The sequence below is a fragment of the Frigoribacterium sp. RIT-PI-h genome (genome assembly GCF_001297205.1).
GTDB lineage: Bacteria > Actinomycetota > Actinomycetes > Actinomycetales > Microbacteriaceae > Frigoribacterium.
Genome location: NZ_LHOZ01000093.1, coordinates 1 through 8,829, shown reverse-complemented (window position 1 = coordinate 8,829; position 8,829 = coordinate 1). Strand labels below are relative to the sequence as shown.

Here is an 8,829-nt window from a genome sequence, read left to right as displayed (position 1 = left end):
CGGTCGGTGGTGCGTGTATGGCCAGCAGAGAGGTGAGCCATGAGGCCGCTGTGGCGGCCGCGGTGCAGGTCGGTGGGCACGTCTGGTGCCACGGGTGCCTCCGAAGGGATAGGTGGGGTAGAGGGGGGGTCGAGGAGGTGCGGTGCGGCCGGTCGGTCAGGCGTCGGGCCAGAGGCGGCCGGCGTCCACGACGACGTCGGCCCGGGCGCGGGTGGCCCGGACGAGCCGGGCGTTCGCCTCGTCGGGACCGGCGGCCCAGTCCTCGGCGGCCTCGGGCGTCATGCCGAACCGGACGTGCCGGGCGACGAGCCAGCGGTGCCGCTGCTCGGCCGGGGTGTCGACGAACCACACCTCGTCGAACGCCGAGCGCACCTCGGGCCACGGCGCGAGCTCGGCCAGCAGGTAGTTCCCCTCGCTGACCACGACCTCGACGGACGGGTCGACCTCGACCGCGCCGCCGATCGACTCCTCGACGCCGCGGACGTACTCGGGGGCCCACACCGTCGTCGCCCGGGACCGCAGCCGGTGGAGCAGGGCGAGGTAGCCGTCGGCGTCGAAGGTGTCGACGGCTCCCTTGCGGTCGAGGCGGTCGAGTCGGGCGGGGGGGGCCCCGGCGGGGGGGGAACCGGCCCTGGGGGCGACGACGGCGCGCACCCCGCCCCGCGTGAGGCCTTCGCCGCCGGACGCGGCCGCCGCGCTCCCCCCGCCGCCCGGCTCCCCCGCGACGCCGATCAGGGTGCGGACGGGCGTCGGGGCCGAGCCGACGGCAGACGCGAGGCCTGCGGAGGAGCCGAGCCGCGCCTCCTGCGTCCGGGCGTGGACCGCGAGGGCCCGGGCGACGAGGTCGTCGACCGAGCCGAGCGGCGTACCGGTCACTCGGGGCGGCCGGCCGAGCCGGGACGGGTGCCCGCGTCGTCACCGACGTCGGCGGTCCGCAGCTCGGTCAGGGCGGCCTCGCGGCGCGACCGGCGCCAGGCGAGCAGCGCGTGCAGGGCGATCGGCACGACCGACAACACGACGAGCACGACCGCCAGCACGTCGATGTGGTCGCGGATGAACGGGATGCCACCGAGCAGCGAGCCGAGCACCGTCATGCCCACGGCCCAGAGGAAGGCGCCCGTCACGTTGAAGAGCAGGAACTTGGGGTACCGGTAGCCCGCGGTCCCGGCCGCCAGCGGGACGTAGGTGCGGACGATCGGGACGAACCGCCCGAGGATCGGGCTCGTGCCGCCGTACTTCGCGAAGAAGGACTCGGCGCGCTCGAGGTAGGCCGTCTTCAGGATGCGTGCGTCGTCCTCGAAGAGGCGGCGGCCGAAGCGGTTGCCGAGGAAGTAGCCCACCTGGTCGCCCAGCACCGCGGCGACGAAGGCGCAGAGCGCGATCACCCAGACCTGCAGCCCCAGCGCCTCGTGCAGCACGCCGGCGGTGAAGAGCAGCGAGTCGCCGGGCAGGAAGGGGAACAGCACGCCCGACTCGATGAAGACCATCAGCGAGATGCCTGCCAGGGCCCAGGGGCCCAGGGCAGGCAGCAGCTCGTCGGGGTTGAAGAGGACGACCCCCCCGCCGGTCGAGGCGGGCAGGGCGGCGGGCAGGGGGGCGGCGATCACGAGGGACGACTGTAACGGGTCGACCCCGGGACGAGGCGTCCACCGAGCGGACCATGCCGTCATCCGCAGGTCTCGGCCGGGCGGGGGATGCCCCCGGACACCCCGCGCCCCTAGCCTGGGGCGATGCGGACACCCCTCAGCATGCCGACGACAGGACGCACGCGATGATCGAAGCCCGGAACCTCACCAAGATCTACGGAGACAAGCGCGCGCTCGACGACGCCACCTTCACGGTCCGCCCCGGTCTCGTCACCGGGTTCCTCGGCCCGAACGGCGCCGGCAAGTCCACCACCATGCGCATGATCGTGGGGCTCGACCGCCCCACCAGCGGCAGCGTCACGGTCAACGGCAAGCGGTTCGCCGACCACGCCGCCCCCCTGCACGAGGTCGGCGTCCTGCTCGACGCCAAGGCCGTGCACACCGGTCGCAGCGCGCACGACCACCTGCTGGCCATGGGCGCCACCCACGGCATCGGCAAGAAGCGCGTCGACGAGGTGATCGCCCTGACCGGCCTCGAGTCGGTCGCGAAGAAGCGCGTCGGCGGGTTCTCGCTCGGCATGGGCCAGCGCCTCGGCATCGCCGCCGCGCTGCTCGGCGACCCGGCCACCGTCATCCTCGACGAGCCCGTCAACGGCCTCGACCCCGAGGGCGTCGTCTGGGTGCGCACGCTGGCCCGCTTCCTCGCGAGCGAGGGCCGCACCGTGTTCCTCTCCTCGCACCTGATGAGCGAGATGGCGCAGACCGCCGACCACCTCATCGTGCTCGGGCGGGGCAAGGTGCTCGCCGACTCCCCCATCTCGGACGTCATCTCGCAGGCCTCGGGCGACGCCGTCCGCGTCCGCAGCCCGCACGCCGACCACCTCGTCTCGCTGCTGCAGGGGCCCGACGTCGCCGTCACGGCCGTCGAGCCCGGCGTCGTCGAGCTGCGGGGCATCACCGCCGAGCGGGTCGGCGACCTCGCCGCCTCGTCCGGAGTCGTGCTGCACGAGCTCACCCCGCTGGTCCGCTCGCTCGAGGACGCGTACATGACCCTCACGCAGGACTCCGTCGAATACCACGCAGGAGGCGCGGCTCGAGGCAGCCACGTCGCCCCCGACACGCAGACCCCCCAGGGAGCGACCCGATGACCGCCACGACCCCCACCCGTCACCGCGACCGGCCGGCTCGCCCGACCTCGAAGCTCACCTTCGGCGGCGTGCTGCGCAGCGAGGTCATCAAGCTGCGCACGCTGCGCTCGACCTGGTGGTGCCTGTCGATCATGGTCGTCATCATCGTGGGCTTCGGCGCCTTGTTCGCCCTCAGCGCGGGCCTGTTCCAGGCCGGTGAGGCCAGCACCGAGCAACAGCAGCAGATCGTCGCGCAGTCCGTCTCGGTCGGGGTGGTCTTCGGTCAGCTCGTGGCATCGATCCTGGGTGCCCTGGTGATCACCGGCGAGTTCGGCACGGGCATGATCCGGTCGACCTTCTCGACGGTTCCCAAGCGCCTGCCCGCGGTGATCGCCAAGCTCGTGGTCATCGCGGTGACGCTCTTCGTGGTGTCACTGGTCGCCCTCGTCCTGACCCTGCTGATCAACAGCGCGATCCTGCCGTCGAACGACATCACGGTCGACTTCGGCGACGGCGCCCTCTGGCGGAGCGTGCTCGGCGCCGCGGCGTCGATCGCCTTCACCGGCATGATCGCCTTCTCGCTCGGTGCGATCATCCGCAACGGTGCCGGTGCCATCGCGGCCTCGGTCGGCCTGGTCTTCGTGCTGCCGATCATCGTGCAGATCTTCACGGCGTTCGTCGACGCCGCGTGGGTCTACACCCTGGCCGAGATCATCCCGCCGAACGCCGCCGCCCGACTCTACGACTACGTGGTCTCCGGCCAATCGGCGATGACGCTGCCGAGCCCCGACGGAGCCCTCGTCCTCGAACCGTGGAGCGCCCTGCTGGTGCTCGTCGGGTGGGTCGTGGTGCTCTTCGGGCTGGCGCTCGCGCTCGTGAAGCGACGCGACGTCTGACCGACCCGCACCGCGCCTCCTCGGGGTGACGGCGGGACGTTCGTGACGGATCGGGAAGAACCGGACCGTCTCGTACGTTCGGTCGCACAGGCACACCCGCCGTCACCTCCGAGGAGCCCCATTTGAGCATCGACCCCTCTCCCCCGACGACCGTCGGCGACAGCCGATCCGGCGTGACCGCGACAGCGGGCGCCGACCACGACCAGGCCGGCACCGAGGCCCGCAACAAGCTCGTCATCGGGCTGCTGCTCGTCTCCGCCTTCGTGGTGATCCTCAACGAGACGATCATGGGTGTCGCCCTGCCGAGCCTCACGCGCGACCTCGACATCACCGTCACGGCGGGCCAGTGGCTGACCACGGGCTTCATGCTCACCATGGCCGTGGTCATCCCGATCACGGGTTTCCTGCTGCAACGCTTCAACACCCGCCCGGTGTTCATCGCCGCGATGAGCCTGTTCAGCCTGGGCACGGCGATCTCGGCGATCGCTCCCGGCTTCGGCGTGCTGCTGCTCGGACGCGTCGTGCAGGCCTCGGGCACGGCGATCATGATGCCGCTGCTGATGACCACCGTGCTCACCCTCGTGCCGCCGGCCACGCGCGGACGCACGATGGGCAACATCTCGATCGTCATCTCGGTCGCCCCGGCCATCGGTCCGACGATCTCGGGCGTCATCCTGAGCGTGCTCGAGTGGCGCTTCATGTTCATCCTCGTCCTGCCGATCGCCCTCGCCGCGCTCGCGTTGGGCGCCGCCCGCGTCAAGAACGTCACCACACCGAAGAAGGTGCCGCTCGACGTCACCTCGGTGATCCTGTCGGCCTTCGCCTTCGGCGGCATCGTCTTCGGGCTCAGCTCGATCGGCGAGGGGGCCGAGGCCGCCGTGCCCGCCTGGGTGCCGCTCGCCGTCGGCGTCGTCGCCCTCGTCGCGTTCGTGCTGCGTCAGCGTTCGCTGCAGCGTCGCGACCGCGCCCTGCTCGACCTGCGCACGTTCTCGTCGCGCACCTTCACGATCTCGGCGTCGGTGCTCGGCGTCGGCATGATCGCCCTCTTCGGCACCCTGATCGTGCTGCCGATCTACCTGCAGAACGTGCACGGCCTCGACCCGCTCGCCACGGGGTTGCTGCTGCTGCCCGGCGGTCTCGTCCAGGGCCTGCTGTCACCTGTCGTGGGACGTCTGTTCGACAAGTACGGCCCGACCGTGCTGCTCGTGCCCGGCACCGCCCTCGTCAGCGCCGTGCTGTGGTTCATGTCGACGGTGTCCGAGTCCACGCCGATCCCGATGGTGCTCGGCGCCCACGTCGCCCTCAGCATCGGCCTGGCCTTCATGTTCACGCCGCTGTTCACGTCGGGCCTCGGGTCGCTGCCGTCCCACCTGTACTCGCACGGCAGTGCCATCGTCGGCACGGTGCAGCAGCTGGCCGGTGCCGCCGGCACGGCCGTGTTCGTCACCGTGATGACCCTCGCCGCCACCGCGGCCGCCAGTCAGTCGGGCGCCGGAGCCGCCGCGACCGGAGCCGGCGTGCGCGCCGCGTTCCTGGTCGGCGCGATCATCTCGGTGTTCGCCGTCGTGGGGTCGTTCTTCGTGCGGCGGCCGCCGGTCGTCGAAGGGGCCGAGCCGGTCGTCGCGCACTAGCCGGTCGCGGCGCGGCCGTGCGACGCGGCTGTGCGACGCGGCCGTGCAACGCGGCTGTGCGACGCGCGCAATGTGCCGCGCGTCGTGCGTCGTGTGTCCTGCGTCCTGCGTCCTGCGTCCTGGCTGACGAATGGCCGATGGTCGGTGCCTCCCACTCCGGGAGGCACCGACCATCGGCAGTTGATCGCCGTGTCGGTCGGCAGTGAGGTCGTGGGCCGTCGCGTCACCGACGGGTGGTTCTGCGAGGGCGACTGCGCGATGGCACCGGGAGTGGGCTCTCCGCCACCCGCGCCTCCTTCACCTCCGCGGGTGCAGGCAACTCCTGCCCTGGGGTGCGCCCCGCGTCCAGGTCCCGGTCTTCTCGGCCCGCACCTCCCCGGAGTCCTGAGTTCCCAGCACGCGCCTCCTCGAGCTGGCTGGTTCCTCGACGTGCGGGCCGACCCGGACACGGACTTCGAGCGGGGGTAGCGTCCGTGGACGTGCAGATCATGCAGAGTTGCAGACTGCGCACTCGTTGTCACGCACCACCGGGAGGCCGACCCATGACCAGCTCACCCACCACCACACCGAGCGGCGCCCCGGTCGGAGGCACGCGCAGCCTCGTCCCGGCCCGGATGGACCGTCTGCCGTGGACGAGGTTCCACTGGTCGATCGTCGTGGGCCTGGGGTTCTCGTGGGTGCTCGACGGGCTCGAGATCCAGATCGTCGCGTCGGCCGGGTTCCAGGCCGACCTGGGGCTCACCGCAGCCGAGGTCGGTCTGCTGGGCACGATCTACCTCGTCGGCCAGGTCTTCGGGGCCTTGATCTTCGGACGCATGGCCGACAGCCTCGGGCGCAAGAAGCTGTTCATCCTGACCCTGGCGATCTACCTCGTGGCGAGCGCCATCGCGGGACTGTCGCCGAACTTCGTCTTCCTGGCCGTGTTCCGGTTCTTCGCCGGGGCAGGCATCGGTGGAGAGTACGCCGCCATCAACTCGGCGATCGACGAGCTCATCCCGTCGAAGTACCGGGGTCGGGTCGACATCGCCATCAACGGGACGTACTGGGGCGGTGCGGCCCTCGGTGCGACGGCCAACATCTTCCTGCTGAACCCCGACCTGTTCGCCGAGGACGTCGGCTGGCGCATCGGGTTCTTCATCGGCCCGGTGCTCGGGCTCGCGATCATCTACCTGCGCCGCCACATCCCCGAGAGCCCGCGGTGGCTGATGACGCACGGACGCGAGAAAGAGGCCGAGGCGACCGTCGACGACATCGAGGCCCGGGTCGAACGCGACAAGGGCACGGACCACCTCGAGCCCGTGTCGGACGACCAGGCCATCGAGGTGGTCGCCGCAGGGCGGATCGGGTTCGGGACCATCATCCGGACCCTGGTGCACGACTACCCGAAGCGCACCTTCGTCGGCGCCGCGATGATGATCACGCAGTCGTTCCTGTACAACGCGATCTTCTTCACCTACGCGCTCGTGCTGCAGAACTTCTACGGCACGAGTCCCAGCAGCACGCAGTACTTCTTCCTGATCTTCGCCGTGGGCAACCTGCTCGGACCGCTCGTGCTGGGCCCGCTGTTCGACAGCTGGGGTCGGCGTCAGATGATCTTCCTGACGTACGCCGTGTCGGCCGCCGTGCTGGCCGTGTCGGCGATCCTCTTCCAGGCGGACGTGCTGAACGCCGCGACGCAGACCGCGTTCTGGAGCGTCTCGTTCTTCTTCGCCTCGGCGGGGGCCTCATCGGCGTACCTGACCGTGAGCGAGATCTTCCCGCTCGAACTGCGGAGCCAGGTGATCGGGTACTTCTTCGCCCTCGGGCAGATCGTCGGTGCCGTCGCTCCCAGCTTGTACGGCGCCCTCGTCGGGGACGGCAGCGATCGAGGGCCGCTGACGGGCGGGTACTTCCTGGGCGCCGGCGTCATGTTGGTCGGCGGTGTCATCGCACTGATCTTCGGTGTCGACGCGGCCCGCAAGTCGCTCGAGACGATCACCACGCCCCTCTCTGTCGTCCCTTCGTCGAAGGAGTCGCCGCGGCGCTGACGTGGCTGTGTCGGGTCGGGCGGGGCCCGGAGGGGCCGAGCCCGGCCGTCCCCCACTTCACCCCGTCGGCATGTCCTGACCGGTGAGCCGTCGAGGAAGCGCCAGCCGCCAGAGTCTGCGACCCCGGGGCCCGAGCACCCGCGGCAACGAGGAGTTGCCGGCATCCTCGACCGGACGTGGACCGCCCGCCGTGTGGACCAGTGCGTCGATCGCCTCGGCCGTCGACCGCCACCTGTCCCGCACCATCTCGGCGCTCGCCCGGAACGGGACCCGACCGTCACGGGCGATGTCGGCGTCCTTGACCCGGTCCTCGTGGAAGCGCCGCTCGTGGTGTGCTCGACCGTCGGTCTCGAAGCCGATGATCCCGTCGACCACCATGTCGATGATCTTGCTCGTCCCCGCGATGGGAACTTGACGCACGACATGGCGTCCTGCGCGCCGGAGTCTCGTTCCGGCGGCGCTCTCGAGGATGCTCTCCGCGCCTCCTCCACTCCACGCGACGAGGCCGGCAGCGTCCGCCCTCTTCCGGGACAGCACCTCGGCGGCGTCGTCATCGTCATGGACGATGCCCGCATCCCTCGCCCAGTCGACGAGGATCACCGCGTCCTCGAAGGATCGTGCCTCGACGACCGCCCGAGCCAGGGCGTCGCGAGGATCGACCGCCCATGTCGAACCCCGGCCGCTCAGCTCGACGGGGTCCCACACGACTCGGACCCCACGACGCCTCCGGAGGCGCGAGGCCGTCTCGGGCACCGACACCGTGACGGGTGGTCGGAGCGACGACCACGACCACGCTCCGAGCAGGTGGAGGGCGGACGCACCCGTGAGCCGGCCGCCGACGGCCACCGCGATGTAGCGGGGGTCGTGGGTCGGCCACGTCGAATACCACCCCCGCCGGGGTCGGCTCACGCTGCGGGATCGAACGGCGGCGGTGAGGTGTCGGTCGGTCGCCCCGTGGGCCACCAGGTCGCGTTTGTGGAGCACCCCTCCGGCGGACGACACCAGTTCGGCGATGGTGGTCATGTCCACGAGCGTGGCCGAGTCTCGGTCACCGTCCCGTCCGGATGCCTCGTGTCGGGGACGGTCGGCGGGTCCAGCCCCCTGTGGACGAGACGACTTCGAGCCGGTGCAACCTTCCACGGTCTCGGCGGGCACGTCGTCGCGAACCTCTGGCCCCTGCCCTGCCCGCGTGCGGCCCGCGGGAGGCGGCGGGCCGGCACCCGCCCGTCGCCAGGAGTTGTCGACCGTGCTGGTGAGGCGCCGGGAACTCCTGCAGGGCGCGCGCCCATCGTGACCAGATCGCGACGGGACGGCCTGCGGACTGCAGCAGGCAGGAGTTGCCACCGAGGGCCGGAGGGTGGCGGCGGCCGCAGTGTCCAGGATGCACCTGAGGACGGGGCGGGAGGCGAGACGAGGCGTGACAGGAGGAAGGCGTGACAGGGGCGGGAGGGGTGACAGGGGCGGGGAGGGGAGGGGGAGGGGGGGGGAGCAAGAGATAGAGACCGCGGGGGGGAAGCGCGCGGGGCCGGCGGCGATGGCGGCGGCGGCTGGGACGACGGGGC

General features: G+C 71.3%; 7 protein-coding genes. 4 read left to right on the top strand and 3 right to left on the bottom strand.

The features are described from left to right. Window positions 1-156: 156 nt before the first annotated feature. The gene (locus AEQ27_RS14300; protein WP_082383603.1) at window positions 157-876 is read right to left on the bottom strand and encodes a hypothetical protein; all 720 of its coding nucleotides are present in this window, start codon (window positions 874-876) and stop codon (window positions 157-159) included. Beyond that, complete coding sequence (locus tag AEQ27_RS14295; protein ID WP_235451104.1) at window positions 873-1,607, bottom strand: DedA family protein; 735 nt, start codon at window positions 1,605-1,607, stop codon at window positions 873-875. Before AEQ27_RS14295 ends, AEQ27_RS14300 begins: the two co-directional genes overlap by 4 nt. A gap of 164 nt (window positions 1,608-1,771) precedes the next feature. Here AEQ27_RS14295 and AEQ27_RS14290 point away from each other — a divergent pair, with 164 nt between their 5' ends. From AEQ27_RS14290 to AEQ27_RS14275, 4 genes are all read left to right on the top strand, one after another. Further along, window positions 1,772-2,734, top strand: a complete 963-nt coding sequence (locus AEQ27_RS14290) for an ABC transporter ATP-binding protein (RefSeq protein WP_043593111.1) — start codon at window positions 1,772-1,774, stop codon at window positions 2,732-2,734. Beyond that, entirely contained in the window at window positions 2,731-3,609 is an 879-nt protein-coding gene (locus AEQ27_RS14285) for an ABC transporter permease subunit (protein WP_054147276.1), read from the top strand. Before AEQ27_RS14290 ends, AEQ27_RS14285 begins: the two co-directional genes overlap by 4 nt. A gap of 122 nt (window positions 3,610-3,731) precedes the next feature. Then, window positions 3,732-5,240 (top strand): DHA2 family efflux MFS transporter permease subunit, encoded by a 1,509-nt coding sequence (locus AEQ27_RS14280; RefSeq protein ID WP_369813665.1) that lies wholly within the window; start codon window positions 3,732-3,734, stop codon window positions 5,238-5,240. A gap of 542 nt (window positions 5,241-5,782) precedes the next feature. Continuing rightward, window positions 5,783-7,267: an MFS transporter gene (locus AEQ27_RS14275; protein ID WP_054147275.1), complete on the top strand. Its 1,485-nt coding sequence runs from the start codon at window positions 5,783-5,785 to the stop codon at window positions 7,265-7,267. Between the two features lie 57 nt (window positions 7,268-7,324). Here the strand turns inward: AEQ27_RS14275 and AEQ27_RS14270 are convergent, their stop codons facing one another. Further along, entirely contained in the window at window positions 7,325-8,290 is a 966-nt protein-coding gene (locus AEQ27_RS14270) for a glycyl-tRNA synthetase (protein ID WP_152970391.1), read from the bottom strand. Between the last annotated feature and the right edge of the window lie 539 nt (window positions 8,291-8,829).

Bases quoted from the DNA above. Each gene is read 5' to 3' on its own strand.
- AEQ27_RS14290 (WP_043593111.1), top strand. From the start codon at position 1,772: ATGATCGAAGCCCGGAACCTCACCAAGATCTACGGAGACAAGCGCGCG.
- AEQ27_RS14285 (WP_054147276.1), top strand. From the start codon at position 2,731: ATGACCGCCACGACCCCCACCCGTCACCGCGACCGGCCGGCTCGCCCG.
- AEQ27_RS14275 (WP_054147275.1), top strand. From the start codon at position 5,783: ATGACCAGCTCACCCACCACCACACCGAGCGGCGCCCCGGTCGGAGGC.
- AEQ27_RS14270 (WP_152970391.1), bottom strand. From the start codon at position 8,290: ATGACCACCATCGCCGAACTGGTGTCGTCCGCCGGAGGGGTGCTCCAC.